Origin of the sequence: Cohnella boryungensis (genome assembly GCF_042651945.1) — a bacterium.
In the GTDB taxonomy this organism is placed as follows: Bacteria; Bacillota; Bacilli; order Paenibacillales; family Paenibacillaceae; genus Cohnella; species Cohnella boryungensis.
Map to the genome: position 1 here is coordinate 37287 of NZ_JBHSED010000019.1, position 26473 is coordinate 63759.

A 26473-nucleotide genomic window follows, 5' to 3' on the forward strand; every position below is an offset into this window, starting at 1 on the left:
GGCGGATAAAACTGGGGTTTTTATAATCGAAACTTCTTTGACCTCTTAATTCGCGCGTCCTTTATAAGGAGGTTAATTATGTTGAGGAAGAGTACAAATTCAGGTAGAAGGTCTGCAGTAATTACTGGGGTGTTATTTATAGCCGGGTTGGTTACAGGTATATTTAGCGTTGTTCCTGTTATAGATGGAGCAGACTACCTTGTCCAAGCATCTACTAAGGAAAACCAGGTACTAATAGGAGCATTTTTCCAGTTGTTAATGGTTGTTCCATATGTTGGTATTCCTATTTCGATGTATCCGATTTTAAGTAAGCATAATAAAGGTTTAGCTCTTGGATCTGTTGCTTTCGGCATCATTGCGGGTGTATTCATTATTATTGGTGTACTCCTTCTTCTATTGCTATTGACGTTAAGCCACGAATTTGCAAAAGTTGAAGCCCTGAATGGTTCGTATTTTCAGACCCTGGGCGGATTGTTACGTGAAGGACGTGATTTGGTGAACCATGTGGCAACGACACTTACATTTGTTGTAGCTATGTTGTTGATTAACTGCATATTTTACCAAACAAAATTAGTCCCACGTTGGTTGTCAGTTTCGGGTCTTATTGGGTCTACATTGTCCATATTGGCAAGCTTATTATTTATGATTCGCTTCATCGGTCTGGATGCAACATACATGATGTTGAACATTCCAATAGCCTTTCAACAATTGGTTCTGGCTATATGGCTAATCATTAAAGGATTCAACCGGGCGGATGTTCTACAAAAGAAGGTGTAACTGAAATGAATAAATCAGAAAGCTTTTGGGACAAAACAGCAAGTAAATATGATCAATTAGAGATGAAGGATGAACAAACTTACATCAATATAATAAATAGAACGAAAACGCATCTCAAAATAAGCGACATTGTTTTGGATTACGGCTGTGGGACTGGATTGATATCAAACGAAATTGCAGAATATGTGAAAGGGATTCATGCGATTGATATATCTTCTAAGATGATCGCAATTGCTGAAAACAAGGCAAAAGAGCGGAACATTGCAAATATTAACTATGCTCACACAACCATTTTTGAGGAAAGGTATGAGAAAGGCTCATTCGATGTCGTCATGGTCTTTCATGTACTGCATTTGTTGGAAGATGTACAGATCGTTCTGCAAAGAATGAATGAACTGTTGAAACCAGGAGGATTATTGATTTCTGCAACACCATGCGTGGGCGAAAAGATCGTTCTAAAAAACTTGTTATGGTTTGCAGGCAGAGTTGGTTTAATGCCGAATATCAGATCATTTAAAATACGCAATTTAGTCGAAACAATCGAGGAAGGGAATTTTTCTATTGTCGAAACGGATTGCTTGAAGAAAAGTTCTCAGGAATATTTCATTGTTGCTAGGAAGAAGTGATAGGTTACAAAGGAGCCGTTTCACCAAATATTTCGCCGTTACTTATGTCCTCCGTCCTTGATCAGCTGTCACCTAAAACCGAACAGCCCCAAAATTCGTGGCAGTCACTCGGGAGTCCTTTTCCCCGGTTGACTGCCATTTGTTGTCGCGGCGGTGACAGACGGATGAACACCGCCGACAAGGACGGACCAAAAAAACATGGCAACACAACAACAGATTGCCCGGAACAGGTTACTTGCTTACCACCTGTCACAGCCCCCAAACCAGCGTCCGACGCGACCTTACGCCTATTCTTCTTCCCCTGTCGCGATCGAATTCTAGCCATACGAAATCCAATCACTCCAGCTGTCGTTCTTCTCTGGACTCAAGGAAGTTTAACGATCTTGTCCTTGTAATACCACTTGCCTACAGAATCAATATAGCCATTGTCTGTTTTGGTAACAACCCAAGCAAACTTGTTGTTGTACGGTTGAACCTCAACAAATTCAAATGACGTCAGCAATTTACCTTTGCTGTTAATTATCGCCCAAAGTCCGTTTTTCTTCACGCTGGCTAAACCCTCTTGAAAAGGAGCAGCATCTTCATATTGCGGAGAAATTAACAACTTGCCTTCAAGATTGATATAGCCCCACTTTCCTTTTATTTTTACAGGGGCCAATGGAGTAGTTGAAAATGCCTTCGCGTCTTCGTACTGAGGTTTTATTGTCCAAACCCCGGTTTTATTTATATAGCCCCATTTACCGTTCTGATTGACAGCAGCCGCTTGTCCTGTAAAGGGCCCAACGGCTGTATACACCGCTTTGATAACGACTTTTCCTTTTGTATCGATGAATCCCCACTTCCCATTCATTTTTACAGCCGCCAGACCGTTGGCAAATGACTGTGCCGATGAAAATTGTGGAGCAATCGCCATTTTCCCGGATAAATCAATATATCCCCACTTCTTACCCTTTAGCACTGGGGCAAGTCCATTAGCGAAATTGTCCACGTTTGGATAACGGTCATGTCCAATAAATTCACCTTTTGTATTAATGAATTGCCAGCCGTCCTGATCTTTAACTGCAGCCCTACCTTGATGAAATTCTTTGACAACCTTGTAATTGTTCGAGAACGCAGGTTCCCCGTTAACGTTAATAAAAGTCCATAAGTTGTTGGAAGCACGATGAACGGCTGCGAGTCCTTCCGAGAACGGTTTGACCCGAAAATAGACTTGATGGTCTTTCACGATCGAGCCCTTGTCATCTAAGTAAGTCCATGCGTAAGTCCAATCACTGGGGTGCCAAGGGATAGGCAATGCATAGGCTACAATCTGACGCGTCATAGGAACCGGAGTAGGGGGCATTATATTTGCGGATTCGTTGGAAATTTGCCCATTATCGTTATTTCCCCACTCATATAGCTTTCCATCCCGAGTAAGGGCAACCGTAATTTCTTCTCCGCTCGTAATATCTGCTACATTGTCAATCTTACTCAGCTTAATAGGTCTAGGCCGAGGTTCCGTCGTTCCATCGCCTACCTGACCGCATTCATTCGGACCCCAAGACCAAACCAGTCCATCTTTCGTAACCGCGCGAGTTTTCGAAACCTGAATAATGTCTTTTAAGGAAGGCATCAGGAGTGGATCAGGAAAGTAGCTATATTCCATATTCCCGGTTCCGATACTTCCCTGATAATTAACACCCCATTTTGCAACAGTACCATCTTGCAGAAGCGCTATACCATCGGATAAAGATTTTACGTTACTTAAACCTTCAAACAGAACCGGTGAGTTTACGATTTCTTTCTTACATGTATTGCCGATGCATTTAACGACCGCACCCCATCTCCACACATCCCCATCCGATGTGACGGCGAGACTTTCATCGAAGGAAGCTGAGATTGCTGTGACATGGGAGAGTGATCGAACTTGGACCGGCAATGCTTCGTCATCGCCATTTTGACCGTTCCCTAGTTGACCGGCATCATTTCTTCCCCAGCCCCACACCGTGCCATCTTTGCGAAGAGCCAAAGTAAAGTAGGCGCTGTCCGCTATGTCGATTACTTCCGATATCCCTTTCACTTGTCTAGGCTGTGAGTCTCCTTGGTTTGCGCCCAATACCCACACTGTCCCGTCTTGCTTTACGACGGTTGAATGATCATATCCTGCGTCAATGAGCTTTACATTCTCGATCCCTTTGATCCGTACGGGCACGGTATGATAGCTACTATTGTCTTCACCTAGTTGGCCTGAAATATTATTCCCCCAACCCCACACGTTTCCCTTAACATCTAAGGCTAAAAAATGATAATATTCTCCCGCAACATCCGTGAATGTCACGTCCTGACCACTCGTAGTAGCCGCGGATACACTAGCGTAAGTCGGAAGATAAAACAGTAAGAAGCAAAGAACAAGTACATTAAATAACTTGGAATATACTGAACGCATTTTTGAAAATCTCCTCAATATGTAGAAATAGTATTTAAATCGAACTTCGCTGGAATAGGAATTATTTCCTTTATTTTCGTTGATGTTTATTTGAAAATGAGCATTCTCGGTGGGGGGGCACTTGGGTTCCGTCGATCCTACCGCAAAAGTAAGCCCTCGCCAACAAGAGGACGAACAGCGCCACCAATACATTAAACTCACCTAGATCTGACATTCTTTTGAGAGTGGATCTAGATGTTTTTATTTATGACTATTATTCAGAAAAAGGAGAATTACTTTCATTATGGCATACAGAAATGGAAATTACGCAGTCTTCTCGCCGAAAGTAATACAGCTCACGATTGTTGACTCCGTGTTGACTTCGAGACGAAAAAAATACATCGCCAGGGCTTTTAGGCCACATGGCGATGTATTCTTTGTAAGACACTGCTATCCGTCTTTCCGTTCTTCTTCGTCCCCCACCGCCACCGGATTCTCGCTGTACGAAACCCAATCCGATCATCTAAAAAGTTGCTCTATCGGTTTTTCTTTGCTAACCGAAGCATAAAGCAAATAGGCACTTTCCCTAGAAACCTCCACGGCCAAGTTTGGCTGCTTTCTACGTATTCCTTATTTCAATACCAAACTTCGAGCTCGCCATATTGATAGTATTCGCCTTGTACAAGGGCTAGCTTATATTGGATCAAAGTGTTGCCAACCTGAGTAGTTCCATTTGCGTTCCCCGCTCCGTCTACGATTGCTTTCAGCGCAGTGTTTACCTCGCCCATTGAGGCTCCCGTATGCTCGCTGATAATCTCGCCGACTGTACTCAGCTGCCTGCGGTCAATACCATTGAAGAACACGGCGAATGATAGCTTGTTTCGATACTCGCCTGATTTATAAATCCGATAATGAATCTGCTCGATGGAATCCAAGCTGCACAACCACTCATTATATTTTTCTTCGACGAAAGGAGAGTATTCGTGCTCTATTCCGATTCGTTTGACCACCTCGACCCGCTTCTCTGCTTCAGCGCGAAATGAGGCTTCTTCCTTTTCCTGTAACTGTCTTGAAATATCTTCCGCTTGCTGGTCGAATTTGATCATGAACGGCACGATCTGCTCTTCCACAGTATCGTTGCCTGCGCGAACTGGTTTTTTGGATACTAGAATGGTGCCGCTCTTGCCCAGGGCGATAAATTTGTCTCCGTCCCACAATACCTTTAGAATGCGATGTTGAGTTGGCCTCGGGGATGCCTTGAAACTCAAATCGCTGTTAGAGGCATATAGGTCGCCGCTTTCACTTGCCGCAACACAAGCTTGCTTGCTGCAGGCAATGCTTTCAAATCGGGCTTCTGTCAGTTTGTAGCTCCAGGACAAGCCGTCCGCGGACGAGAAGACCGCAGGTTCATAATTCGGAGGATTCAGCCACGTTACGCCAGCGGCTATGAAGTTTTTGCCGTTCCATACAAGGTCTTCGCCGACGAACGGTAAGCTTTTATTGTTTTGCACGATTTTCGAATTTTTCCACTTCGATCCGTCAAGTGACATATACACATCACCCCCGGAGCGTAATGTGCTCGTCTTGTCGATTGTACTCGCCGTCAGTCCGACCCTGAGGCTGTCATTGGAGACGACCTTGGCCATGGGCGGGTTTAGCTTGACCCGCTTGCTCCAATTGATTCCATCCGCTGAAGTAATGTAGCCACCTTCATCGTACACGTAGAACTTTCCGTCTCTGAATTCTACACCGTCCGGAGTCCTAACCTGCAACGGAAACTTCTTCCTCTCCCAAACGCCTGGGCGCGGAGAATAAAAATACTCCTCGTTTTCGGCGTAAAGGCCGTCCTGCACTCGACCGAGAGCAATACCGATGCCATCTCCCACAGCGATTCCAGTCCAATGAAAATACGAATATGTAAAACCGTCCAAATTCGCAGCCTGCCAATCGTAACCATTTCGGGATTCCACAATGGAACCCATTCTTCCTCCGGCAACGTAACGGCTGCCATCATAATCGATATACCTTAAATCGGCGGCTGTTCGCTGGCGGACAATTTCAGCGTCCATTAATTTGTCGGAGATAATAATGGTTCCGCGATTTCCCACCAGAACGTAGCGCTTACCGTCGTAAATCATCTTGTTAATGGCGGCGTCCTGACCGGCGAAATCCACATCGTCCCACGGATTATTGACGGCATCCTTCCAGTGCTCCCAGTCCGTGACGTTATCGGAACGCAGCAAGAGGCCATGGGCACCACCGATCCAATACTGCTTCCCATCCCATAAAATCGTGTTCAGGACCCTATTCTTAAATCCGGAGGTGTTTTCTTTCCAATTGACCCCATCCCTTGACGTGTATATCACTCCGGTCTGGGCGCTGATGCCGGGATCCCAGTAGACGGCAATATACATCCCGTTCCGATACATCAAATCTTTTATTGTAAATGCGGTTCTTAATTTGAAAGCTTCTGGAACATATTCTTTCCACTCAGCCAAGTCAGTAGAGATATAGACCCTGTTGAAGCTCATCGCTACATATTGCTTCCCGGTGAAAACAAGCTTGCCGACCTGCGAATCTATACTTTGAAGCTTCCATGCGCGGCCATCTGCCGAAGTTATGGCAAACGATCCAGATAGCCAAGCCTTGGAGGACTTTTCCTTGCTGTTCTTTTTGAGTTTGCCCGCTGTCGCGCTCCAATACCCCAACGCTACGAAGCGTTCTCCATCCCAGATCACGCCGCTGAATCTCAAAGAAGAGAAGGGGAGTTTGGTTTTCCAATCGATCGTATAGTTTTTATCTTTCTCCTTCTTGTATGCGGGAGAAATGAGTTCCCCAAACGTATAATCTTTGCTCCATTTTCCGTTGGACCAGTTGACGCCATCCGTCGAAGACATCATCGTTTTCTCCCCGACTGCGACAAAAGCTCGGCCGTTCGTAACCACCGTCGTTAAGTGTTCCCTGCCTGCATAATTCGCCGGTCTCCAGGTTCTCGCATCAGAAGAAGACAATATCGTTCCTTCATCCCCAACCGCAACATAAATTTGACGGTCATTCACGACGACATCGTTCAAGTTATTAGACACCATCTGACTCGATGCGCTATACCACTGGATGCTGTTGGAACTGGACGCCGCATGTATTTCCGCAACCCCAATCCCCCAGCCCGATAGGATAAACGTTAACACAAGCAAACAAACTCCCGGAATTCTCCCCAATCCTCTCTCCCTACCCTTCTTTTTACACTTTTAGCCCTCATAAGAACGAGAGATTTCATCGAAGCAATACCCTATACGTTTAATTACCCATTATACGAATATCTACCATAATTGTATATCCCCTACCCAAGCCATTGCCAACGACAAGTAGCTGTCGAGAAGAGCAACTAGGGCATGTATGCAAGCCCATGCTAAGCATGATGGTGAAGTTCTACACCGTAGCAGAGCTTGTGATACGACTGGCCGAAGCCAAACGTGGCGGCACGCTCGAGCGGCTCATGAGCGAAATCCAGCGCTGCCAGCTTCTCATTCTGGCGGCAAATGAAACCAACATAATACTAAGACTAGCTGAGCTGTAATATCGGTCGATACGCACATTAATTTGGTAAACTCTTGCAAGAAAAAGCATGAAGTGATACTTTATCTTGTAAATCAGATAAAGGATGTGTTAGCAGAAAATGAAAAAACCTAAGTCTCTTTCATATAAAACTGCGTGGAGAAACTTTAATTCGATTCATAAAATTAAAGTTAAATATGAAAGAACATACGAAGGGAAGACTTTCTCTGAAACTCAAAATTGTAGAGTAGAAGTAATCAAGAGCGGCAAGACATTATACGAATTTCAAGAAGTCCCAATTTCTATTGTACATTATCCTAATTACGCAGATTCAAGAAGTGGCTCTGACTGGTACAGATTCAATATTTATTGGGACGATGTAGGTGCATCCAACTATACTGACATGGGTTTGTTCGGCTATTATGACACCGATTATTCAAATACGATAATAAAAGATAACGATATCTACATCACATCTTCGAATGGCAAGAAATTAGTGATTAGCTTGCCGAAAAAAGTGCGAGCCTTAATCGGGAGTAAATAACATTTCTTGTGTTGACTTTTCGTTGAATTCACCAAGGTTGATGCTTTATTGTTGACTTCAGGTTCAGGGTCGGGGCGCTTCACCACAATGGCGGTGGGGCTTCCCGGCCCCCTTGGTCTGTCTACATGGGTACAGAGGGCTGCATACAATCGCATATCGGAGATGGGAGCGTACGCTCGGTCCGACCCTCGATGAAAGCATGTCCAATAGCTTCTCGAGCACAATCGGTTGACTCCTTGTTGATTCCGAGCATGCTGAACAAGCCGCCAAGGCCCTCGGGCAGCTCGGCGGCTTGTTTGCTGTGTAGATACTGTTATGCCTTGCTCGGTTATTCTTCATCCCCAGCGGCGATGGGATTCTCACTGTAACTAATCCAATCGCTCCAGCTTCTTATCCCCCCACGAACCCCCATGCTCGGAATGTTCCTAAGGCAAAAGGTGGGGGTTCCAACCAGCGCGGCGGGAATGTCTCGGAGGATATGCCAGCGCCTATGTGCAACAACCTCCCTTGGCTACGCTTGGGAGGACTTGTGGAGCAAGAAGCCCGTGGAGGACGGGGCTGGCGGAACTGTATGGTTTGAGCCAAGGTGAGGTATACCCCTGTGGTTGGGTCAAACCGAATGGATCGCCAACAAAAGGCCAAGTGAAGCAATGAAGCCCCGGAGGAAGGATGAGCTGGAACGTTATTGTTTGCAGGTTGTTGAACAGTTGTTTGCAAGCCATCACAATTGAACTATCTTGTTCCGTTAGTTTAGCTTCCCGTAGGCTATTGACGATAAACATGAAATCCGAATGAGAGAGCAACATTTCAAACGTCACCTTGCAATATAATTGACCATGAATTCCAAACAAGGAGATGAAGGCATGAGTAAGTTGAAGGGTAAAATCGCTTTAGTAACCGGTGCAAGCCGGGGGATTGGTCGTGGCATTGCGTTGCGTCTAGCGCAGGAGGGCGCAGTAGTTGCAGTACACTATGGAAAAAGACAAAATGAAGCAGAGGAAGTTGTTCATCAGATAGAGCAAAATGGAGGTGCCGCATTCGCGATCGGTGCTGACTTAAGTACCCTTAACGGCATTCATGATTTATATGCGACTTTGGATGAAGCCCTTCAGGAACGTACAGATGATAATCGTTTTGACATTCTTGTGAATAACGCTGGAATCGGACAAATTGTATCCTTTGAGGAGACGACGGAAGAATCTTTCAACGAGGTCATGAACATTAATGTCAAAGCACCGCTTTTTGTTACCCAACAAGCTTTACCACGTCTGAGAGATGGAGGCCATATTATCAATATCTCTTCGTTTGTAACACGTGTGGCCTCCCCCAGTGTTTTCGCCTACAGCATGTCGAAGGGTGCAGTCGACACGCTTACGCACGTCTTGGCTCAACAGCTTGGGAGCCGTAATATTACGGTGAACGCCATCCAGCCTGGCATCATTAATACAGAGATGAATGCCGGGACGTTGCAAAATCCCAATGGACAGAAATCTGCCGCTGGTCTTTCAACCTTTAAAAGGTGGGGGGAGCCTGAAGATGTTGCAGATATTGCTGCCTTTCTGGCCTCGTCGGACAGCCGTTGGGTCACTGGTCAATTAATTGATGCAAGTGGCGGATCTCATCTGTAAATTAACGGGTCTTTGCTCCGGTTGATTACCGCTTGTCATAGCGATGCAGCGAACGGAAGTCGTGACGAAAGTTTGGCGGAGCAAGTTTTGCTACGTTGGGGAGGACTAGCATTCAAGAATAACCTGTCTCGACCGCCCTGCTGTGGTTGGCTCCGGACTTCTTGCAACTGTTTTCTTCCCTTTATTGTTTGCAAGCTGTTGAACGAAAACGCCAAAAAGGGCTACGACAGGTATCTTGCTCCTAACCTGACACAGCCCTCAAACCCGCGTCCGACGCAACCTTACGCCTTGCCCTCTTCACCCGTCGCAATCGGATTGCCCTCATACGAAATCCAATCACTCCAGCTGCGCACTTCCCATCAATCACCTTCTTTACTCACCAGGATATTTATAGACATTTTCTCCCCCGTTCAACTGAAGCTTTATTCCGAGCGCGGTGCGCAAATCCTTAATCGGTACGAAGTAGTGATCCCGGAACCTGAAGATTGAGCCGCTCGGTACTTTCCACGTTTTATCATTGAACGAAATTTGCAATGCGTCGGATTGACTGGACACCGAGGCGCCGACCGCATTCGCGAAATCTTGTAGACTGACGAGCCATACGTCCCGATCCGAAAGAATAACGCCGGGAGCGGGAAGCCCAATATTCCTGAAGTCGAGCGCAAGGAATGGTGTCGGTGTTGGATCCAATAATTCTCCATAATTGCCCGAGTAAGAGAAGGCTCCTCTCGGCATACTCTTGTATTCACTGACGAATACCCCGGTTTCAATGTTTAAATAACCGCTACGTGCACGGTCATAGAAATAAACCTTGACGAGATTATCGCCGAAATCCCACATGTAATAATGGTTCGTATGCTTGCGAGCAAATGCGGGCAGTTTGCGAAGGAGCTTGCCCGTTTTAGCATCGACAATCAGGGTCTCGTAGGTTCCCCTCCCGGCATATTTATTCGTTGTATTTTTCTTCGCGTCGAGCACCTTGTACAGAGTAACAATCAAATACTTGTTCGATGGGGAAAAAGATGCATCCGCAGACGTTCCCGGTGAAGTCAAAGACGTAAAGGTGGACTTGCCAGCCGACTTGTAGCCGATGAGCCATGATTTTGATTTCGTATCGTAATATTCAGAGTAGGTCAGGCTGCTGACTTGTTTCTCCCATCTGACTTTCGATCCGGAGCGAACGATCGATGCATCCGGGATGGGCGTTAACTCCTTCTTCGATCCGTCCGAAGACATCTCATAGGTTCTGGTGATAACATATACGTTACCGTTTTTTTCATAGGGCGTCCCGACTGGCGGTTTCTTTTCCGAGTTGGAGACGATCTTGACGATGAAGCTGTTGTAGGCGGGAATTTGAAGGTAAGCAGCGTTTCCAAATTCAAGCAAATCGTGGGCCGCGTTGCTCACCTTGGCTAATAACTTGTTGGAGGGGAGGGAGTACACTTCCACGCCGTTCGTCCCCTCGTGACGATAGGTGTCAGGAAATACGGCGTACGTTCCCGAATGAGGAAACACCGATATTCTCCCGTACCGCCGATTTTCTCCCTGCAATTGCTTAACGATCTTCATCGTGCGTGTGGACAAATCCAACTCATAGAAACGGGTAACGTATTGGCTTGTTTTCGATTTGATCGTGAAATTATCGTTCCAGTAGACTTTGGACCCGACTTGGGCATACTGGCCGGAACCGGTCCATCCGGGGTTCATATCGAGCGAGCTGTTGGCGGGCTTGGAAACGGCTAATTGCGGAAAAGATATTTTTTCCTTCTTGTTCGCATACCCGTTACCGTAGTCCGTAGTCGTCAACAGGGCGTAAGGAATGGCGCTGCCGTCTTCCGACTGTATGTCATAATCAAAAAAGATATTCGTAAGGATCGATGTGCTTCCTTCCGCAGACGTCCATGAGAAGGAGGAGGCAAGCAAAAGCAGGGCTACGATGCCGACGGACAGACTGCGTGCGAGAATTTTCATCTAGTTGACTTCCACCTTAGTTAAGTATTTGTCGTTACGATTATTGGAAACATTATACTTTATAAAGATAATTCATGTCGCTAAATAATTATTAAATATTGTCTATATAAGTACGGCGTTGATTATGCGTAGAATAACGTTCTTGTTACGTAAAGTTGTTGACTTGTTTATCGGGGCCGGAGTTTGCAATACCGCTATGGTGGGGCGTCCCGGCTCTTTTTCTGTCTGTACTGGGCATCACGATGATACGAGCGATGACCCGTTATAAAAATACCTTCAGAGACGCTGAGCCATTTGGCGATGTATTCAATGATTAAATACTGTTATGCCTTGCTCGGTTTCTCTTCATCCCCAACAGCTATCGGGTTATCTTGCCAAGTAATCCAATCGCTCCAGCCCCCCGCGTACAACTTCACGCGGGTATACCCTGAGCCGCAGTATACGACAATCTCGTCCAACGAAAAAGTGAAGCCGCCAAAATCTTCGCGAAGCTGTTCCGGCGACATCCAACCTCCATCCTCGTTGAGGCCGTCTTTCCAGAAGAAGTTGAATGCGCCCGGATTATGTTCGGCCCCGCGCTATAGCGGCTCCATCTCGACGAGCATATTTCCTCCGTCTAGCACGAACACGTTCGTATGGCCAAGTACCAAAGCGTCCCCCACCAGTGGCTGGGTCAAGCCGAACGGAACGCCAACAAAAGGCCAAGTGAAGCAAGGTAGCACCCGAAGGGTCGATGGGCTGGAGTGTGGACGAATTTGGGCTTATTTGCAAGTTGTTGAATTGTTGTTGGCACACAATATTTCAAAAATAAGATTACCGGAAAAACATGGTGTACGAAGGCGAGTCACCGGCAAATAAGTTCACTTATCTAGAAAGAGCGACGTTTCCTATGCGGAAACGTCGCTCTTTCCATTATTGCTGACTGGCCAAATACTGATCAAGCTGCTCAAATGTACCGTCGAATCCTTGTTTGACCATCGGCTTCATGGCTTCGAATGCTGCCATTTCCTCTTCAGATGCATTCACCGGACCGCCGCTGAATGTTACTGTAGTCTTTCCATCTTCTTCTGCGAAAGTTAGGATGTTGATAATCTCAAGAGGCCAGTTCGGGTTAAAAGGAGCCCGAACTATATTCCCTTCTTCGTCACTAAACGATTGAATGAAAACAAGCTTTTCTGGCGCGTTCACTTCTAGATAAACAAATTTTCCCCATATACTCATCCCATCAGGGGATTTCTGGCAGCCAAGGAACCCCCCTCCCGGACGAGCATCCATTTTATGAATTTCGAGCGTGAACCCCTTTGGTCCCCACCATTTACAAAAATGTTCCGCCTCCGTCCACACCTTGAATACGAGTTCACGCGGGGCGTTAAATTCACGAGTGAGCAGCACTTCATGGTTTTCCATCTGATTATAACTCACATCTATTCCTCCTGGTTTCTTTGGTTTTGAAGTTTAGTTAGATACTCATCTAACTGATCAAATTGATTTTCCCACAAACTTCGAAACGTGCTAAGCCAGTTATTCATCTCCTGAAGAGGCTGGGATCTAAGCTTGTAAAACCGACGATTTGCAACCGGATGCACATCAACGATTTTTGCTTCGTTAAGTACTTTTAAGTGTTTTGATGCTTGTGGCTGCCGGATTTGAAGCTTATTCGTAATTTCCCCTACGGTAAGTGGACCGTTGCGTAGTAGCTCCACAATCCGCAAGCGAGTGGGGTCTGCTAAAGCACCGAGCGTTTCCGGTTCCATTAGAGCGTTTGAGTGGCCTGAGCGAGTAGCGAGGAAAGCACGGTGTAGTCTGGGGAAACTCCCTCTTTAATTTTGATCCATTTTCGTTCCGGCGGTCCTTCAAAGCCCTTCGGAAATTCCATCCCAGTTGTGTTCATGATCATAAAGGCTATCGCATCCTTCGAAGGAGAAATCACCGCGGCATAGTGGCCGTTTTTCAGAAAATGGGGCTTCTTGTATTGAATTCGTTCTTCCACCGATGGAATGGTTTGGTGAACCATCTCTCTCAGTTGCTTAGAAAGCTCAATTTGCCAAACTGCTCCCAAGTTCTCGATAAAGGCGGTAACCTCTTCGTTAATCACTCCCTGATCAACTCCTTTCCTCAAATTTCATTCACAAGCCGAACATACCATATTGGGAATATTCCTGTAAAGGAATTTTATAAAATTTTCTACTCGCTACAGCGGAGCGATTCATATGTCAAATGCTACAGCACCACGCGAACGACTAACTTCTGCTGTGGTTACTTTGCGCCACCATAAGAACCACTATCGCTACCTGTAACGATGGCTGGTCGAACACCATCCGACGCTCAAGCTGTACGAATTGACTGCGGACCACATTCGCCAGTACGTCCAACACATGCTAAGCGAACTCACTCTGTACGAATACCACTCAACACTGCAAGACCATAACACCGCCAAAGGCTTGTCTCCCGCAACCTCTTACGCTCAAGAGTGTTGGAATGTAAGACTGCGTAAGCACCTTGAAGCTAAGCGTTTCGCTTTTGACCCTACCGGGGTTGTGGCCGAATCACTCTTTGACTACTCATTCAACAATCACCTGACCCGACCGCCCAACTGTGGCTAACTCCAGGGTTCTTGCAACTGCTTTCTCCAACTTCTTGTTTGCAAGCGGTTGACAGAAAAGCCCAAAGAGGGCCGCAACAGGTCACCAATCAGCAACCTGTCACAGCCCTCCAGCCCGCGTCCGCCGCGGCCTCTCGGCTCTTACTCTTCCCCTGTCGCCACCGGGTTCCCCTCATACGAGATGCAATCGCTCCAGTTTCTTATCCCCCCACGAACCCCTATATTCAGTGGGTTCCAAACCAAAAGGTAGGGGTTCGGAGCAACGCGGCTGGAATGCCTTGGAAGATATCCCAACGCCCATGTTGAGCCGTTACCCTTGGCTACGCTTAGGAGCACTTAGGGAGCGAGAAGCCCGTAACCGACAGGGCTTGTGCAACAGTGGGGTCAAAGCCAAGGCAAAGTAACCCAAGGTAATCGAGTGAGGTGAAAGGAACGCCTAGAAAGGTATGGGAAGTAAGGTAGCACCCGAAAGGTGTGGAGGGAGGTTAGGGCAGGCTGCAACGCTATTGTTTGCAGCCTGTTGACGGTTGTTTGCATACCCTCAAAGCTATGTTTTATATTTTTAGCGCCTTCAACGTATCAGCTTCTAGCGCCATTTCCATTTGAACCTTAATAATCTTCTCAAGCTGAGTAACCCTATCTTGAAGATTTTTGTTTAGGTGATCGTTCTCTAACTGAGCAACTAATGAAATGTACTTGGGTACTTCCCATACACTTCGTAAAGCAGTGCCTAAGCAGTAGCCATATCTAGCTTGTCTTTCGTCGCCCTTCCATCCCATATCCTTTAATCCTGCAATGTAGGCGTTAAATAAAGAAGCTTGACAAGCTTTATAAAGATCAGGAGGGATAATACCAAGGCTCATATTCACTCCAAACATCTTGGCAAGATCCTCCCCAACACCTGATATGCTCATGAATTGCCAGTCTATCAAAACTAATCGATCAATCTTTAAATCATTTTTAACTATCAGCATATTCATTTGACTCAAATCTTGATGTGCTAGCACACGTGGCAAGTTACCGAGAGATGATAAGTTGTTTTCGATCTGTTCATTGAAACCTTGAAACCATGCCCAAATACGAGACTCAATGTCCCTATGTAAATGATTTATGTAGTCTTCTGGATTAGGTGCATACATTTGACATGCTGTTGTCCATGACTTTAACCAGCCTTTGCATATCCATTTCTGATTAGGTATTTCTTTTCCCATAAGATACGCCCCATTAAAACGACCTAACTGACGAGCGATAAAGTCAAACTGTTCCTGTGAGTTCGCATACTGCCCTTTGACATGCTCCATCCATAACCATATGGTACCGTCCTGCTGTTCTTCAACAAGATAACCCTTTGCAGCTTGAACTGCATCAGGAAGATCATCTAAGAGCTTTGAACCAAAAACGAGTGCTTCTCGGCGCCAGTAGTTATGATGTTGAGGATCCTCTGTCTCAGTACTATCGGATTTAATAACTTTTAAAATGATGGACCACGGCAACTGCTCATTCTTAATTCTTATAGTACCATGCAGATGAAAGATACCCGACGTTGTAAAATTTGGTGTCTTATACCCTAGATCGTCACATGTAATTGTTACGAGTTCTATTGCAATTTTACCAAATATATTCTGAAAACAAGCATAGAGTTGATTCTCTTTGTTCTCTATTGATAACCTGGTATTATTCTGAATTAAAAGCTTCATTACCATAGAACCGCCCCTTAATTAAAAAATCAATTAATTCATTATTCTTACCGTCCGCGTGTTCGCGACAATCACCTAAACCATCGGTCTATACCTTGTCCGCTTGGATTTCCAGATTTTATAATTATTATATATGAACTTGTTCGTTCGTTGCTGCCATAGCCTTGGTGGCCTTTTTGCACCCATTTTGAGAGGAGCGATTCATATGACACTATCGACAGCAACACGCGAACGGCTGCTTGGCGCATAAGGCGTTAATGATTAACGCCTTAACATGCGTACCCGGGGATTGCTTCCATTGTGCCTGATCCCAGGGCAGTATTTGATTAAGAATGCGCTCGATCCCGAACTCATCGCATAGCGCTGAGAGAAGTTGGCTTGCGCCTGCGTGGACTGGAACAATAGATTCGCTATTCATTGCGAACGCCTCCGTGACGATTTTCCCTTTTCTTTCGTCTTGAAGGTGTCGTTTCCCTGCTCCAACTGGTAATATTTAAATACTAATTCCCATTTTATTCATGCGGAATGTGGGTTGAAACTGTTTTCCTTGACCGTTTGTTTGCAAATTGTTGAACGGAAAGCCCAAAGAGGGCTGCACAGGTCACTTGCTCATAACCTGTCGCAGCCCTCCAACCCGCGTCCGACGCGACTTCTCGGCTCTTATTCTTCCCCCGTCGCAACCGGATTCCCCTCATACGAGATCCAATCACTCCAACTCCCCGCATAAAGCTTCACCCGAGTGAAACCCGCTTCCTGCAGGGCGATGACGTTCGGCGTGGCCGTGACGCCGGAGCCGCAATAGACGACGATCTCGTCGTCCGGGGACAAGTCGGCGAAGCGCTCGCGCTGCTCATCGGCGCTTTTCCATGTACCGTCGGCACGACGGCCTTCCGCCCAGAACCGATTCTTCGCGCCGGGAATATGGCCCGCGACCGGATCGATCGGCTCCACCTCGCCGCGATAACGGGGAGTCTCGCGCGAATCGATCAGAACAAAGCCTTCCGCTCCCAGAGATTCGCGAACCTCATCCGCTTCAATGAGCATGTTGTGCTGCACAGTCGCCAGGAACGGCGCTGGAATGATGATCTTCTGCTCCGCGGATACCGGACAGCCGGCGTTCTTCCATGCCGAGAAGCCGCCTTCCATGACGGATACGTTCGTATGGCCCAGGTAGCGAAGGAGCCACCACAGACGCGAGGCCATCGCGCCGCCTTGGTCGTCATAAGCGACGACCCGCGATTCATTGCCGATGCCCGCTTTGCCGAACCGCGCGGCCAGCTCTGCCGCATCCGGCAGCGGATGGCGTCCGCCATGCTCGTCGATAGGTCCCGACAAATCCTTCTCCAGGTCCAGGTAGATGGCTCCCGGAATATGGCCCTCCTCATAGGCTCTCCTGCCGCTCTCCGGCTGACCGAGCTGAAAGCGGCAATCCACGATGACGATATCCGATTCATACAGACGAGCAAGCACCCATTTGACGGGAACGATATTTTGCATGTTCAACAACTGCCTTCCATTCAAGATTCAGTTCATCCAGGTACCGCGGACAAGCGCGCGCGCTCCAAGGCCTTCGCCGACAAGAGCGCCCAGCAGATGACCGCAAGCAGGAGCACCGCGAAGCCGGCGAACAGCCACCGCGTCGCCTCTGTTCCGTTCATATCCAGGAACCAGCCCGTCAGCCTTGGCATGAGTGCGCCGCCAATGCCTCCGAAGGCCATCAGCAGGCTGGTCGTCCCCTCGGTCATGCCCGGAACCGACCGGTTAGCGAACACCAGCGCGATCGCGAACATGCCGGACATCCCCAAGCCCGCCAGAGCCGCCAGCACGAAGGTCGCCCAGGTGCTTTGCAGACCGCCCATAAGAATGAACATAACGGCCACGACGATGCAGGTCACCAGCAGATAGACCCCGCCGCCCCAGCGATCCGCAGCCTGCCCCGAGATCATCCGGCCGAGCGTGATCGCTCCCCAGAACAGGCTTAACGATAAGGACGCCGCCGACTCCGACAGCCCGTTCTGCTTAACGAGCAGCGACGGCAAATAATGCACGAAGCTCATTTCCAGACCTACATATACCGCAAAAAACAGCGCGCAAGCCGCCAGCACGAGCATGGACAAGCCTCGGTGCGGCAGAGCCGACAAGCCCGACTGTGCGCGAATTGTACTCTCCGGCGGACGATTCAGAATCGTCGGCCAGAAGAAGAACCAGGACGCTACAGCCACTAAGGCCAGCCCTCCGACCACGGCGAAGGCGGCATCCCAATGTCCGCTTGAGATCAACACCGCCCCGGCAAAAGGCATGAACAACGCGCCGACCCCGAAGAAAACCTCGACCTTGCTCATCGCCACGTTCGCGTTCCCCATCGCGGAACCGATGATGAACGCTCCGACGAGCGCCTCTGTCGTTCCGAACCCGTATCCCGCGAAGGGGGCCACGATCAGCATCGTGTCCCACGACGGCTGGAGCGTATAGATCGTTTGCGTAACGACCATCATGCCGAGCGCGCCCAACACCATCGCTTTCTTGCCGATCCGCCCGATCAGCCACGGAGCCAGCGTAATCCCCAGCAGCCCTCCGAGAAACTGATTCATGACCAACTGGCCGCCCTGGCCGTAATTGATTCCATAAGCTTCAACCATCGGCTGCATGACTGTTCCTACCACCAATTGCCCGATGCCTACAACCAAGTAAGCAATACAACTTAACACAATAAGCCTGCGCATGCTGCGATACTCCTCTTTTCTACATTCGACCTTCCTATCATACCACGATCTCTGCCGGAAGGGCTCCGAAGACTCCAACTCTATCATTCTATATAATAGAACTAACTGAACCCCATGTCTGCAAGTTAAGGAGGGAGAACGACCTTGCCAAATAACCATATGCCCGAGCTCGCTCTGGAGCCGATGACAGCGCTGGACGGACAAATGATCTGCGAGTGGCGCTACCCCGAGCCCTACCACCTCTTCCGATGGCCGTCCTGGGAGGAGATGATCCGGCACGGAAAAGAATTCGGCGACCCGGACATCCGTTCCCGGCAATATTTGTCGGTTCGAAATCGGGAAACCGACGAGCTCGTCGGTTACGTCCAGCTGTTCGCCATGGATCGCGTCACCCGCATCGGCATGGGGCTGCGGCCCGATTGCTGCGACCGGGGCTGGGGAACGAAGCTGGCCCGAATCGTCGTACAGGAAGCGCTTCGGCGTCATCCTCGGGCGGAGGTCGATCTGGAGGTCGAGAAATGGAACCTGCGAGCCATCCGAACTTACGAAAAGGCCGGCTTCGTCGCGACCGACCAATACGATCGCCGGGCGGCGCACGGGATCGTAAGCGTATTGTGCATGGTGTGGCATAACCAGCCGGACCCTCTCATACAACTATAGGGAACAACCAAGAATGAGTTTGCACCTGTCAGACAGTTTGGACCAGAACAGGGTGGAATACCCCCATTAAGGAGGCTGCAACTGAATGAAGGCGCTAAACGTCATCAGCTTGATTCTCATTATCCTGGGAGGGTTGAACTGGCTATCCGTCGGCTTGTTCGAGTACGACGTAGTCAGCGAAATCTTCGGCGGCGCGGATGAGGTCGGCTCCAAAATCGTGTACATCATCGTCGGTGTAGCGGCGTTGTACGCGTTGGCCCTCCTTCCGAAGATCGCCAAGGACGACTAGAGAGAGCTCCCTCGTCAGCTACGGGATTGGATCTGGGCGGCTGCGCCCGGTCGATCTCGTAGTTTTTTCTATTTTACAGCCGGTTATACGCCTCTGCCGACCTCACATCCAGCGCCGTCAATCCTCCGGAATGCCAGGTCGTCAATCGCAGCGTCACCCTCCTGTAATCGATCGAGATCAGGGGATGGTGATTGTGCTCCTCCGCAATAGCGGCTACCTCGTTCACGAAAGCGACCGCTTCCATGAAGGAAGGGAACATTCGCGTTCGAACGAGCCACTTGCCCTCCTCCTCCGTCTTCCACCCTTCCAGGCGCCTCATCGCTTCCCTGATTTCCTTCTCCGTTAAAAGTGCAAACCGGATCATTACGGCATTCTCCTTCCTCATCAGCTTGTCTTCCCTGGCCGATCGATCGGCGCGGCAGCCTCATTCGCAAATCAACCGCGACGAATTTATGAAAAAAGGGGCTTATCTCTAAAGCTTTCGCCTCCTTCTGTCGATAAACCTAGTATCGTGTCGGTTGTAAAGATAATCTCCTTCGCGTACATAATCATTCTTCCATATGCCGGGGTGTACGATGAAAAATTCAACGATTATTGGCTTGATTCTGGGTTTTATAGCGCTGATTGTAGGGATGCTGCTCAAGGGCGCGCCCCTGATAAGTCTGGTTAACAACGCAGCGGCTTACGTCATCATTATCGTCGGAACCTGCGCATCTGTGTTCATGGCATTTCCCATGTCGGATCTGGCGAAGGTGCCTAAGCTGTTCAAGCTTATCTTCGCCGAGCCACAGCTGATCTCGCGGCAACGGCTGATCGGCATGTTCATGGAATGGGCGACGATTACTCGCCGCGAAGGCTTGCTCGCTCTGGAGGCTCGCGTCGACGAGATCGAGGACTCCTTCCTGAAAACCGGAATGCGGATGATCATCGACGGGAATGACCAGGAATTCGTGCGCGACGTCCTTCTGGAGGACATCTCCGCTACCGAAGATCGCCACCGCGCCGGCGCATTGATCTTCTCTCAAGCCGGGATGTACGCGCCGACCCTCGGGGTATTGGGCGCGGTTGTCGGTCTCGTAGCGGCGCTTGGCAACCTGGCCGAGATGGAGAAGCTCGCTCACGCCGTTGCGGCTGCCTTTATCGCGACGCTGCTCGGGATATTCACCGGTTACGTGCTCTGGCACCCGATATCCAACAAGCTTAAGCGCCTCTCGAAGCGCGAGATCGACCTGAAGCTAATGATGGTCGAAGGACTGCTCTCGATTCAATCCGGCGTATCTACGATTGCCATTCAGCAGAAGCTGCTTGTATTCCTGACTCCTACGGAAAGGTTGGCTTTCGCGGAGAAGGAGGAGGCGCAAAGTGAGCAAAAAACGGCATGAGCACCATGAGGAGCATGCGGATGAGTCGTGGCTCCTGCCCTATTCCGACTTAATGACGCTGCTGCTGGCCCTCTTTATCGTCCTGTACGCGGCCAGCGCAGTGAATACGTCCAAGTTCGAAGAGATGAGCCGAGCGTTCAAGTCGGCCTTCAACTCCGGGCTCGGCATTCTCGATCGCGGCGGAATAACCGAAGACAGCGAGCTCAAGCGCCGGACGACGGAAGACGAGCAGCGCATGGACGACGGCAAGAAGAGCAAGTCCCGCGAAACGTTGAAGCAAGAGGAGCAGCAGAATCTGGAGAAGCTGAAGCAGGACCTGGATAAGTATATCCAGAAGAACGGCCTCTCGACGCAGCTGGAGACGCAGCTTAACCAATCACAGCTCTTGATTACGATCCGGGATAATGCGCTGTTCCCTTCGGGAAGCGCGACGATCAAGCCCGAAGCCCAGAAGCTGGGAACCGCAATCGGCAACATGCTTCAGCAGTACCCGGGTTACGAGATTCTCGTAGCCGGACATACCGACGATCAACCGATCAATACGTTCGAATTCGCGTCCAACTGGGAGCTGAGCTCCAAGCGAGCCATCAACTTCGTGAAGGTGCTGTTGGAGAATCCGGCATTAGATGAGAAACGCTTCAGCGCCATTGGCTACAGAGAGTTCAGACCGCTGGAGAGCAACGCGACCGAAGCGGGCCGCTCCGTCAATCGCCGGGTTGAGGTATCGATCCTTCGTAACTATGCCGAGCCTGCCGACGGCAGCAATGAGATCACGTTAAACGCCATCGCCAACGAAGGTAAAACACCATAATCTCCGAGGGAACGTCAGGCGGACAAGCCGCCTTGACGTTCCTTTTTTGACGCAACAAGACAGCCGGATGGGCCTTCACATCCAATGAATGCCTGGAGGGCTGTTGTCATTCGCCGTCCGTATCATCGCCGCGGCTACGGCCTCGCCCTGAACGGCCCTGTACTTTCGCCAGGAGCCGATGAGCAGGGGATTTAAGGTTTTCATCGCCACTCCCCAGAAGCGTTCTCCCCTCCGGTGCTCCGAGCGTTGCCCGAGAAGCAGCGAGGGACGGAAAATATGCAGCTTGGGAAGTCCCAGAGCGGCCAAATCCCGCTCCACCTCACCCTTGACCCGACTGTAGAAGATGGACGACGAGGGCGAAGCTCCCGGGGCTGAGATGAGCAGGAACTGTGCCGCGCCGGTCTCGGCCGCTTGTCGGCCAAGCACAAGCGGATATTCGTAATCGACCATTCGGAAGGCTTCCTGAGAGCCTGCTTGCTTCCTCGTGGTGCCCAGCGCACAGAACCAGTCGTCTGCCTGCAGATTCGGCAGCGCCGTTGCCAGCGTATCCAGCGTAACTCGCACTTCCCTGAGCTTGGGGTGATTCATGGCAAGCGGCTTGCGCGTGAGCGCGATCACCTGATCATATCTGGAGTCCTCCAGCAGCAAGCGAAGCAGCTGGGAGCCGACAAGGCCCGTCGCGCCGGCGACGATCGCCCTTTTCGCTGCGATTCCCATAATCCATCCTTCTTTCTAAGCAAAACGTCTTCTGCGCCCTCAGACAGCCGGGGACTTAAGCGTGAAACCTATGAAGTCTGTATCGTTAAGAAGACGTTTTGTTTTCTTCTATTGTACCAGCGGATGGACGTTTTTCCCATTGTCTCAGCAGCGCGCCCAGCTCTGCCCACGTCACCTTGCGATCGGGATGGGGAGCCGGCACAGGCAGCAGAAGGCGCTCCTGCAGCCAAGCTAACTGCTCGTTGGTCAGCGCAGACCAATCGATGGCTCCCGCCCTTCGCTCGGGAGCCGAAGCGACCGGGATTGTCTCTTGGCGATAGGACGGCCTGGCGGCAATCTCGCCCTGGCCCTTCCACTCCAGCATCCCGCGCCACATGGCTACAATGTATTGCCCGTAGCGTGTATGTCCCGGATGCGACCATTTGCCGTTCAGGTCTTCCCAGCACGGAGCCGCCCCCTGCCATCCGGCTTGTTCGATATAGGCCAGATGACGATCGAGCGCGCCTGAGGAGATCCCTTTCACCAAAGGCAGAGACATCGCGAACGCATATAGCATTTGCATTCGTTTCTCGATCGCCGCCTCGTCCTCCCAGCGGTCCCGCTCCATCGGCGCCCAGTCCGGACCGGCGGATTCCGACGTCCAGAATCGGGTGTCATACGCAGCCTGACAGTACGCCACATCGCCGCGAATGCCGTAGCGTTGTCCCAGCCGCAGATAGGCCTCCGCAATCTTCGGCGCCCGGGGATTTCTTCTGCTCGCATAAGCGTGCAGTCGATCAGCATTGCAGCTGGCCTCGCCCATCAGGGAAAGCTTCCCTGTCGGCTCCAGCTCAGGGTGACTTCGAAAAACGGCATGGACCGGTTCCATCGTGTGCGCCCCTTCCGAATCAAACGAGAGTCTGTCCTAAGGACCTGCACTAGTCTATTCACGAGGACGCGGGATTTGAACTTATTTACCAACCTGATACAATTATATTCAGTTGTACACATCGTTATAAACACAAATTGTGCATAAATCTGTGGGTAACCCCCTAGTTATCCACAGATTTATGCACAGCATGTTAACATCGAATACACGTTCGCTGAGTAAGAGGTGGAGTTATGCACTTGGAAGAAGATGAACTTTGGATGCAAGAGGCGATTCGCCAAGCCCGCCTAGCCGAAGCTTTGGGCGAGGTTCCGATCGGCGCAGTAATTGTCAAAGACGGCGTAATCGTCGGGGCGGGCTATAACTTAAGGGAACGGGACAAGGACCCTACCGCCCATGCGGAGATGATCGCGATTAAGCAAGCTAGCGAGCAGCTCCACGCTTGGCGGCTGCTGGGCTGCACCTTATATGTCACGCTGGAGCCTTGCCCGATGTGCGCGGGGGCGATCCTGCAGTCCCGGGTGGAACGCGTCGTGTATGGGGCCTCCGATCCGAAGGCCGGCTGCGTAGGAACCCTGATGGATCTGCTGCAAGATTCCCGCTTCAATCACGCCGCGCCTTGGTCAGCTGGAGTGCTTCGCGAAGAATGCTCGGCCTTGCTCACCGATTTTTTCCGCAGATTGAGAGGCCGCTAACAGAGCAATCGTTTCTTTCTGCACGTCCAACTCTTTTTTGCGCAGCAGCTGAAGCTGGACAATCAGGCGATCCGCTTCCTCGCTCACCGCGACGATCTCCGGATCGGTCAGATTTCCCAGATCGTCAGCCATCTCGCACAGTCGACGCTGCAGCAGCTGAAGACGTCCGATCAATTGAGTGGTCTCTAATTTTGTCATCTGACCGCTCCTTTCCTGTAGAGTAAGAGGAAGCCCGGAAGACGCTTAGGCTTCCTGCAATAGGATGATTGAACTACTCTCATTATAGGACAAATAAAAGCTCAGGGATGTAGAATGCTGTCGAGCAAAAATGGACATTTTCAAATTATTTTCCGACAAATAAGGGATTAAAGAACTAATCCAAAAGGCTTAAAAACTGACATTTCAGCCTGTGAGAGGAGCGTCGAAGGATGGAGTTGCGCCTGTTGCTCGTAGAGGACGACGATTCATTGCATCGGGGAATTCAATTCACGCTGCAGCAAGAGGGATTCCAGGTCGCAAGCGCGCGCAGCCTCGCCGAGGCCAGAACCGCGCTGCGAAGCGGCGAAACGCATCTGATGCTGCTGGATGTCCAGCTTCCCGACGGCAATGGCTTCGACTTCTGCGCAGAGGTGCGGAAGGAGCGCGATGTTCCGATTATTTTCCTCACGGCAAGCGATCAGGAATTCGACATTGTCCGCGGTCTTGACCTTGGAGGAGACGATTACATTACCAAGCCGTTTCGCCTTCGCGAGTTTCTGTCCCGGATTCATGCGGTGCTTCGACGGCGCGCTCCGCACCTGCGCGAAGACGATAGAAATCTGCTGTCGACCGGTCCCCTGACCTTGAACGTAAGCGAAATGCGTCTGGAGAAGAACGGGCAGGAGATCTCCCTTAGCGTCACGGAGTTTCGGCTGCTTGCTCTGCTCATGTCCCATCCCCGGGTCGTTCTGTCCAAGGACCGGATTCTTCAGCAGGTTTGGCCGGACGGCGCAGAGGTGCTGGATGACAATACGGTAGCGGTCAACGTTCGCCGACTGCGGGAGAAGGTCGAGGAGGATCCCCAGAACCCCCAATATCTCGTCACGGTCCGAGGAGCCGGCTACCGATGGAACGCTTAGAGAGCGGACGGGCCCGCCTTGCGCAGCATTGGCGCAATCCCGCTGTGCGGAATCTTGCTGTCATCCTCGGCATTCTGCTTATCCTGTGCATTGCCTTCGCAATCTGGTATAGCCGGTATTCCTCTGCGCAGCTCAAGCAGGAATGGCTGGACCGGGAGGCCGCCCGAGTCGGCCTGCTGGCTGCGGAGAACCCGGAATGGGCAGAGGAATGGATCGGCTTGCTAGCCCGTTCGACTTCGCCTTCTCCGGACGAGACGGAGAACGGCCACCGAATTCTGGAGCGCTATGGACTGGACACCGCGATTCGCTCCGGCTGGCTGCCGGTCATCGGCGATTACCGGAATCGTACGCTATGGAGTCTTATCCTTGGCGCATGCGGAATCCTCGTCCTGGCCGCCGCGCTAATCTACAGAGAGAGCAGCCGACAGCAGCGCACGATTCGCCGTCTGGCCGTCTCCATGGAGAATGCCGTCAAGCATAACAAGCCGATGGCGTACCGCTTGTATGAGGACGGAGACCTCGGCTTGCTCGCAAGCGGAGCCTTGGAGCTGTCCGTACGGCTGCGGGAAACGATTGAACAGCTGCATCGGGAGAAAGCCTTTCTGAAGGATACGGTAGCAGACATCTCCCATCAATTAAAGACGCCTCTGGCCTCCTTGATGATCTACGTGGATTTGCTTCAAGACCGTCGGCTCAACACGGATCATGCCGCCGAGTTTCTGGACAGATGTCGGCGCGAGCTGGACCGCATGGAGTGGCTAACCTTGACGCTGCTGAAGCTGGCTCGCCTGGAGGCCGATGCGCTGGAGATGAATATTAATGAGTCCCCGTTGCAGGCAACGGTGCAAGAAGCCGTATCCTCCGTAAGCCGATTAGCGGAAGATAAGGGCGTGCGGATCGTCGTGAATGCGGCACCTGCCTCGCTTGCCGTTCCCCATGATGCTCACTGGTTGGGGGAAGCGATCGCCAACCTGCTCAAGAATGCCATAGAGCACAGCCCCGCCGGTGGCGAGGTTGCCCTCGGGTGGGAGCAATCGAATGTGTTTACTCGTCTCCATGTTCAGGATCAAGGGCCGGGCATTCGCGCTCAGGACCTGCCGCATATATTCAAGAAGTTTTATCGCAGCTCCGATTCGGGCAGCGGAGTCGGCCTGGGCTTGCCGCTGGCCAAATCGATTGTCGAGAAGCACGGCGGCGTTCTGTCCGTAACCGACAACCCGGCAGGAGGTACGATCTTCCACCTCACCCTTCCGCTTCATCCATTCCCGTCCTCGCCGTCGAATCTTACAGAACTGTAAGCGGGCGCACCCCTGCCCTGTAAGGCGGCCGCGATATACTGGGTTCGTAGACGCAGGGAATGACGGGTTAAGCCCGTGCCTGCGAATTCAAGCCTCGGAGGATGAAAA

25 protein-coding genes are annotated in these 26473 nt (G+C 50.3%); 11 read left to right on the forward strand and 14 right to left on the reverse strand.

All coding sequences use genetic code 11. The features are described 5' to 3' along the window. The first annotated feature begins 78 nt into the window (after window positions 1–78). Window positions 79–777, forward strand: coding sequence for a DUF4386 domain-containing protein (locus ACFO1S_RS12000; RefSeq protein ID WP_204604974.1), 699 nt, complete (start codon window positions 79–81; stop codon window positions 775–777). Between the two features lie 5 nt (window positions 778–782). Beyond that, entirely contained in the window at window positions 783–1403 is a 621-nt protein-coding gene (locus tag ACFO1S_RS12005) for a class I SAM-dependent methyltransferase (protein ID WP_204604973.1), read from the forward strand. A gap of 364 nt (window positions 1404–1767) precedes the next feature. On the opposite strand, the gene ACFO1S_RS12010 is transcribed toward ACFO1S_RS12005, so the two are convergent. Further along, a complete protein-coding gene (locus tag ACFO1S_RS12010; RefSeq protein WP_204604972.1) occupies window positions 1768–3828 on the reverse strand; it encodes an RCC1 domain-containing protein in 2061 nt (686 codons plus the stop codon). Window positions 3829–4442: 614 nt separating this feature from the next. Next, a complete protein-coding gene (locus ACFO1S_RS12015; protein ID WP_204604971.1) occupies window positions 4443–6881 on the reverse strand; it encodes a beta propeller repeat protein in 2439 nt (812 codons plus the stop codon). A gap of 602 nt (window positions 6882–7483) precedes the next feature. On the opposite strand from ACFO1S_RS12015, the gene ACFO1S_RS12020 reads away from it, so the two are divergent. Both ACFO1S_RS12020 and ACFO1S_RS12025 read left to right on the forward strand, forming a co-directional pair. Then, a complete protein-coding gene (locus ACFO1S_RS12020) occupies window positions 7484–7906 on the forward strand; it encodes a hypothetical protein (RefSeq protein ID WP_204604969.1) in 423 nt (140 codons plus the stop codon). An 863-nt stretch (window positions 7907–8769) separates the two neighbouring features. Then, window positions 8770–9534, forward strand: coding sequence for an SDR family oxidoreductase (locus ACFO1S_RS12025; RefSeq protein ID WP_204604968.1), 765 nt, complete (start codon window positions 8770–8772; stop codon window positions 9532–9534). Window positions 9535–9906: 372 nt separating this feature from the next. On the opposite strand, the gene ACFO1S_RS12030 is transcribed toward ACFO1S_RS12025, so the two are convergent. The 8 genes from ACFO1S_RS12030 to ACFO1S_RS12065 form a co-directional block, all read right to left on the reverse strand. Further along, a complete protein-coding gene (locus ACFO1S_RS12030) occupies window positions 9907–11505 on the reverse strand; it encodes a hypothetical protein (protein ID WP_204604967.1) in 1599 nt (532 codons plus the stop codon). A gap of 323 nt (window positions 11506–11828) precedes the next feature. Next, window positions 11829–12011 (reverse strand): hypothetical protein, encoded by a 183-nt coding sequence (locus tag ACFO1S_RS12035; RefSeq protein WP_204604966.1) that lies wholly within the window; start codon window positions 12009–12011, stop codon window positions 11829–11831. Window positions 12012–12417: 406 nt separating this feature from the next. Further along, window positions 12418–12912: an SRPBCC family protein gene (locus ACFO1S_RS12040; protein ID WP_204605037.1), complete on the reverse strand. Its 495-nt coding sequence runs from the start codon at window positions 12910–12912 to the stop codon at window positions 12418–12420. Window positions 12913–12929: 17 nt separating this feature from the next. After that, window positions 12930–13259 carry an ArsR/SmtB family transcription factor gene (locus tag ACFO1S_RS12045; RefSeq protein ID WP_204604965.1) on the reverse strand — a complete coding sequence of 110 codons (330 nt, stop codon included), beginning with the start codon at window positions 13257–13259 and terminating at the stop codon, window positions 12930–12932. Next, complete coding sequence (locus ACFO1S_RS12050) at window positions 13259–13597, reverse strand: DUF1801 domain-containing protein (protein ID WP_204605036.1); 339 nt, start codon at window positions 13595–13597, stop codon at window positions 13259–13261. Before ACFO1S_RS12050 ends, ACFO1S_RS12045 begins: the two co-directional genes overlap by 1 nt. Before the next feature lie 1064 nt (window positions 13598–14661). Continuing rightward, window positions 14662–15810, reverse strand: coding sequence for a phosphotransferase (locus ACFO1S_RS12055; protein WP_378126833.1), 1149 nt, complete (start codon window positions 15808–15810; stop codon window positions 14662–14664). 654 nt (window positions 15811–16464) lie between these two features. Next, on the reverse strand, window positions 16465–17301 hold the full coding sequence (locus ACFO1S_RS12060; RefSeq protein WP_204604962.1) for a sulfurtransferase: 837 nt from the start codon (window positions 17299–17301) through the stop codon (window positions 16465–16467). Window positions 17302–17333: 32 nt separating this feature from the next. Then, window positions 17334–18527, reverse strand: a complete 1194-nt coding sequence (locus ACFO1S_RS12065; RefSeq protein WP_204604961.1) for an MFS transporter — start codon at window positions 18525–18527, stop codon at window positions 17334–17336. Between the two features lie 144 nt (window positions 18528–18671). Between ACFO1S_RS12065 and ACFO1S_RS12070 the strand changes: the two genes are divergently transcribed. Together ACFO1S_RS12070 and ACFO1S_RS12075 are read left to right on the forward strand one after the other, a co-directional pair. After that, the gene (locus ACFO1S_RS12070; RefSeq protein WP_378126834.1) at window positions 18672–19187 is read left to right on the forward strand and encodes a GNAT family N-acetyltransferase; all 516 of its coding nucleotides are present in this window, start codon (window positions 18672–18674) and stop codon (window positions 19185–19187) included. A gap of 85 nt (window positions 19188–19272) precedes the next feature. Further along, window positions 19273–19476 carry a DUF378 domain-containing protein gene (locus tag ACFO1S_RS12075; RefSeq protein WP_204604960.1) on the forward strand — a complete coding sequence of 68 codons (204 nt, stop codon included), beginning with the start codon at window positions 19273–19275 and terminating at the stop codon, window positions 19474–19476. A gap of 73 nt (window positions 19477–19549) precedes the next feature. Here ACFO1S_RS12075 and ACFO1S_RS12080 read toward each other — a convergent pair whose 3' ends face one another. Beyond that, window positions 19550–19840, reverse strand: coding sequence for a 4a-hydroxytetrahydrobiopterin dehydratase (locus ACFO1S_RS12080; RefSeq protein WP_204604959.1), 291 nt, complete (start codon window positions 19838–19840; stop codon window positions 19550–19552). 211 nt (window positions 19841–20051) lie between these two features. On the opposite strand from ACFO1S_RS12080, the gene motA reads away from it, so the two are divergent. Together motA and ACFO1S_RS12090 are read left to right on the forward strand one after the other, a co-directional pair. Next, window positions 20052–20858, forward strand: coding sequence for a flagellar motor stator protein MotA (gene motA, locus ACFO1S_RS12085; RefSeq protein WP_204604958.1), 807 nt, complete (start codon window positions 20052–20054; stop codon window positions 20856–20858). After that, window positions 20839–21669: a flagellar motor protein MotB gene (locus ACFO1S_RS12090; RefSeq protein WP_204604957.1), complete on the forward strand. Its 831-nt coding sequence runs from the start codon at window positions 20839–20841 to the stop codon at window positions 21667–21669. Before motA ends, ACFO1S_RS12090 begins: the two co-directional genes overlap by 20 nt. A 75-nt stretch (window positions 21670–21744) precedes the next feature. Here the strand turns inward: ACFO1S_RS12090 and ACFO1S_RS12095 are convergent, their stop codons facing one another. Both ACFO1S_RS12095 and ACFO1S_RS12100 read right to left on the reverse strand, forming a co-directional pair. After that, the gene (locus ACFO1S_RS12095) at window positions 21745–22386 is read right to left on the reverse strand and encodes an NAD-dependent epimerase/dehydratase family protein (protein WP_204604956.1); all 642 of its coding nucleotides are present in this window, start codon (window positions 22384–22386) and stop codon (window positions 21745–21747) included. A gap of 85 nt (window positions 22387–22471) precedes the next feature. Next, window positions 22472–23254 (reverse strand): glucosaminidase domain-containing protein, encoded by a 783-nt coding sequence (locus ACFO1S_RS12100; RefSeq protein ID WP_204604955.1) that lies wholly within the window; start codon window positions 23252–23254, stop codon window positions 22472–22474. 233 nt (window positions 23255–23487) lie between these two features. On the opposite strand from ACFO1S_RS12100, the gene tadA reads away from it, so the two are divergent. Further along, window positions 23488–23949 carry a tRNA adenosine(34) deaminase TadA gene (gene tadA / locus ACFO1S_RS12105; RefSeq protein ID WP_204604954.1) on the forward strand — a complete coding sequence of 154 codons (462 nt, stop codon included), beginning with the start codon at window positions 23488–23490 and terminating at the stop codon, window positions 23947–23949. Here tadA and ACFO1S_RS12110 read toward each other — a convergent pair. Further along, window positions 23878–24147, reverse strand: a complete 270-nt coding sequence (locus ACFO1S_RS12110; RefSeq protein ID WP_204604953.1) for a Spo0E family sporulation regulatory protein-aspartic acid phosphatase — start codon at window positions 24145–24147, stop codon at window positions 23878–23880. The two genes, tadA and ACFO1S_RS12110, sit on opposite strands and share 72 nt — an antisense overlap. Window positions 24148–24377: 230 nt before the next feature. Here ACFO1S_RS12110 and ACFO1S_RS12115 point away from each other — a divergent pair, with 230 nt between their 5' ends. Both ACFO1S_RS12115 and ACFO1S_RS12120 read left to right on the forward strand, forming a co-directional pair. Continuing rightward, window positions 24378–25067, forward strand: coding sequence for a response regulator transcription factor (locus ACFO1S_RS12115; protein WP_204604952.1), 690 nt, complete (start codon window positions 24378–24380; stop codon window positions 25065–25067). Then, the gene (locus ACFO1S_RS12120) at window positions 25055–26365 is read left to right on the forward strand and encodes a sensor histidine kinase (RefSeq protein WP_204604951.1); all 1311 of its coding nucleotides are present in this window, start codon (window positions 25055–25057) and stop codon (window positions 26363–26365) included. Before ACFO1S_RS12115 ends, ACFO1S_RS12120 begins: the two co-directional genes overlap by 13 nt. Window positions 26366–26473: the final 108 nt, after the last annotated feature.

Excerpts from the sequence above, each read along its gene's own strand:
- ACFO1S_RS12000 (WP_204604974.1), top strand. The coding sequence starts at position 79 with ATGTTGAGGAAGAGTACAAATTCAGGTAGAAGGTCTGCAGTAATTACT.
- ACFO1S_RS12005 (WP_204604973.1), top strand. The coding sequence starts at position 783 with ATGAATAAATCAGAAAGCTTTTGGGACAAAACAGCAAGTAAATATGAT.
- ACFO1S_RS12010 (WP_204604972.1), bottom strand. The coding sequence starts at position 3,828 with ATGCGTTCAGTATATTCCAAGTTATTTAATGTACTTGTTCTTTGCTTC.
- ACFO1S_RS12020 (WP_204604969.1), top strand. The coding sequence starts at position 7,484 with ATGAAAAAACCTAAGTCTCTTTCATATAAAACTGCGTGGAGAAACTTT.
- ACFO1S_RS12025 (WP_204604968.1), top strand. The coding sequence starts at position 8,770 with ATGAGTAAGTTGAAGGGTAAAATCGCTTTAGTAACCGGTGCAAGCCGG.
- ACFO1S_RS12030 (WP_204604967.1), bottom strand. The coding sequence starts at position 11,505 with ATGAAAATTCTCGCACGCAGTCTGTCCGTCGGCATCGTAGCCCTGCTT.
- ACFO1S_RS12035 (WP_204604966.1), bottom strand. The coding sequence starts at position 12,011 with ATGTCGCCGGAACAGCTTCGCGAAGATTTTGGCGGCTTCACTTTTTCG.
- ACFO1S_RS12040 (WP_204605037.1), bottom strand. The coding sequence starts at position 12,912 with ATGGAAAACCATGAAGTGCTGCTCACTCGTGAATTTAACGCCCCGCGT.
- ACFO1S_RS12045 (WP_204604965.1), bottom strand. The coding sequence starts at position 13,259 with ATGGAACCGGAAACGCTCGGTGCTTTAGCAGACCCCACTCGCTTGCGG.
- ACFO1S_RS12055 (WP_378126833.1), bottom strand. The coding sequence starts at position 15,810 with ATGGTAATGAAGCTTTTAATTCAGAATAATACCAGGTTATCAATAGAG.
- ACFO1S_RS12060 (WP_204604962.1), bottom strand. The coding sequence starts at position 17,301 with ATGCAAAATATCGTTCCCGTCAAATGGGTGCTTGCTCGTCTGTATGAA.
- ACFO1S_RS12065 (WP_204604961.1), bottom strand. The coding sequence starts at position 18,527 with ATGCGCAGGCTTATTGTGTTAAGTTGTATTGCTTACTTGGTTGTAGGC.
- ACFO1S_RS12075 (WP_204604960.1), top strand. The coding sequence starts at position 19,273 with ATGAAGGCGCTAAACGTCATCAGCTTGATTCTCATTATCCTGGGAGGG.
- ACFO1S_RS12080 (WP_204604959.1), bottom strand. The coding sequence starts at position 19,840 with ATGATCCGGTTTGCACTTTTAACGGAGAAGGAAATCAGGGAAGCGATG.
- motA (WP_204604958.1), top strand. The coding sequence starts at position 20,052 with ATGAAAAATTCAACGATTATTGGCTTGATTCTGGGTTTTATAGCGCTG.
- ACFO1S_RS12095 (WP_204604956.1), bottom strand. The coding sequence starts at position 22,386 with ATGGGAATCGCAGCGAAAAGGGCGATCGTCGCCGGCGCGACGGGCCTT.
- ACFO1S_RS12100 (WP_204604955.1), bottom strand. The coding sequence starts at position 23,254 with ATGGAACCGGTCCATGCCGTTTTTCGAAGTCACCCTGAGCTGGAGCCG.
- tadA (WP_204604954.1), top strand. The coding sequence starts at position 23,488 with ATGCACTTGGAAGAAGATGAACTTTGGATGCAAGAGGCGATTCGCCAA.
- ACFO1S_RS12110 (WP_204604953.1), bottom strand. The coding sequence starts at position 24,147 with ATGACAAAATTAGAGACCACTCAATTGATCGGACGTCTTCAGCTGCTG.
- ACFO1S_RS12115 (WP_204604952.1), top strand. The coding sequence starts at position 24,378 with ATGGAGTTGCGCCTGTTGCTCGTAGAGGACGACGATTCATTGCATCGG.
- ACFO1S_RS12120 (WP_204604951.1), top strand. The coding sequence starts at position 25,055 with ATGGAACGCTTAGAGAGCGGACGGGCCCGCCTTGCGCAGCATTGGCGC.